The sequence below is a fragment of the Pseudoalteromonas sp. HM-SA03 genome, from assembly GCF_002289345.1.
GTDB lineage: Bacteria > Pseudomonadota > Gammaproteobacteria > Enterobacterales > Alteromonadaceae > Pseudoalteromonas.
The window spans coordinates 1-1,774 of sequence record NZ_NSDG01000064.1 but is presented as its reverse complement, the minus strand read 5'-3'; the positions used below and the strand labels follow the sequence as shown (position 1 = coordinate 1,774).

Here is a 1,774-nt window from a genome sequence, read left to right as displayed (position 1 = left end):
GCCCAAGAAATCGGACAGCGAGTTAATAAAGCACTGGATGAATATCAAGGCCAACCACCAATTCGAGGCGTTACCGATAAGCCCATCAAAGCCAAAGCCGATGAATTGGAGCCGCCAAAAGGGAATGAGCTGCCGGGGGCTAATAAAACACTAATCGTGGATGAACTTTTAATTAATGGAAAAGTGCCTTCAACTAGGAGAGGTGAATTCAATAAGTGGTTCGACTCATTAACGCCTGAGCAGTTTGAAATATTATGGGAAAATAAAGATATACGGGATACAATCGAAGCGAGAATTCGTAGGCCTGGGGGTTACCATGAGTGGTATATGGTAGCAAGAACACCAAAGTTTAAAGCGTGGGGAATAAACATGGATGAAATAAAACGGTTTAGGAGTGAAATTAATGAGCTTAAATGGGTGTCTCCAATAGATGGACGTTCCGGCATGCACGGTAAGAGTGGCTCAGGCACTTTCCATAAAGAGTTACTTGAATTAATTGATAATAGTAAAAGCCTCAGCACTTTTAACACTCGACTTGATGTATTAATCAAGCGATGGAAAATCGACCCGACAATAATTCCGCATAAATTAACTAAGGAGATAAAATGAACTCTCTACTAAAAGATTGGTGTGATTTCTGTGAGAATAAAAAAAACTTTGATAAGTCTCACTTCATGACTTTATTCCATGAAAAGGAAGCGAGAAACTGCTTGGATAAAGTCTTTGCATACTTTACAAGCTTCGAAAAGTTGATAGCAAATGCAACCTTAGCTATAGAACAAAAGTATAATCCAAAAGCTACTTCGCCTCCTCTCGAAGATGAATATATATTAAATCTCATAAGACGTTTTTTTTTAACACAGACCAAATATGTTTGTGACTTTGACCAACCGATTATAGATACAATAACTAGAGGAGAGATTTGCTTCGTTTCAGAAGACATATTTTCGCAACATGAGAATGAAGATTGTCCCCATTATTGGCTGTATGACGACTTTGGAGATGTTGTAAGAGCCTCTAGAGTAGAAAATGATGAAAAAACAATAGCTCTTTTTGAAGCGCTTTATAATTTGGATGCGGATTACTATTTAGCCTGGTTTATTGCATCGCCACTTATAAAACTTGATCTCGACCTTGATAGCTATTTTGAACTTTGGAAATATAAAGTAAAGTTCTTGCTTTTAGAGGAAAAAATCATTTGTATTAAACCCTAAACGCTTAGACCACAAGATGTTAAGAGATACTTTAAAAAATAAAGAATATTATGATGATAGGGTTTCCTTTAGATTTGAATGTATTGAAGAAGATGTTGAAGAAATCAAATTTGATGATGATCCTGTCGATGTAAAGATGAAAGGTTCATTTAGGCTAGTTAGTGACTCATTGTATCTTCTTCATCAGAAATACTCTCGCGGCGATGATCTCTCAGAATTTAAGCCACTTTTATTAAATATGTTGACCTACCGCCAATGGCAAAAGGATTATGCTGACGCCTTGCCAGATAAAGAGCAAGTAGAGCGAATTGGCTGGGAAGAACNGAAGATTACCTCGAAGATCATCTTAAATGGTTGAGTTTCGCTTTCTGTTTAAATATGGATAAAGAATACTACCTAAAGGTGCTGAGTCTTATTGGTAATCAAGGTCAAGACGCGCTATTTGATAAAATTGCTATAACCCTAGGTGACACTAATCGTGAAATAGCTGCGGATACTCTGTTCAAAAAACGTTTCGGTAAACTTTACAAAGTAGTTGAAGGAAGTCCAGAGCAACGTCC

The 1,774-nt window shown here is 37.1% G+C and carries 2 protein-coding genes and 2 pseudogenes; all 4 read left to right on the top strand.

Translation table 11 applies throughout. The annotated features are described in order from the left end of the window. Positions 1–609 (top strand): annotated as a pseudogene (locus CKO50_RS13540) (hypothetical protein); the annotation flags it as partial. Next, a complete protein-coding gene (locus CKO50_RS13535) occupies positions 606–1,214 on the top strand; it encodes a hypothetical protein (protein ID WP_095728584.1) in 609 nt (202 codons plus the stop codon). The pseudogene CKO50_RS13540 and the gene CKO50_RS13535, both read left to right, overlap by 4 nt. Positions 1,215–1,230: 16 nt before the next feature. Then, entirely contained in the window at positions 1,231–1,572 is a 342-nt protein-coding gene (locus CKO50_RS24705; RefSeq protein ID WP_255229769.1) for a PoNe immunity protein domain-containing protein, read from the top strand. A gap of 20 nt (positions 1,573–1,592) precedes the next feature. Then, positions 1,593–1,774, top strand: a pseudogene (locus CKO50_RS24700) (hypothetical protein); the annotation flags it as partial.

Excerpts from the sequence above, each read along its gene's own strand:
- CKO50_RS13535 (WP_095728584.1), top strand. The coding sequence starts at position 606 with ATGAACTCTCTACTAAAAGATTGGTGTGATTTCTGTGAGAATAAAAAA.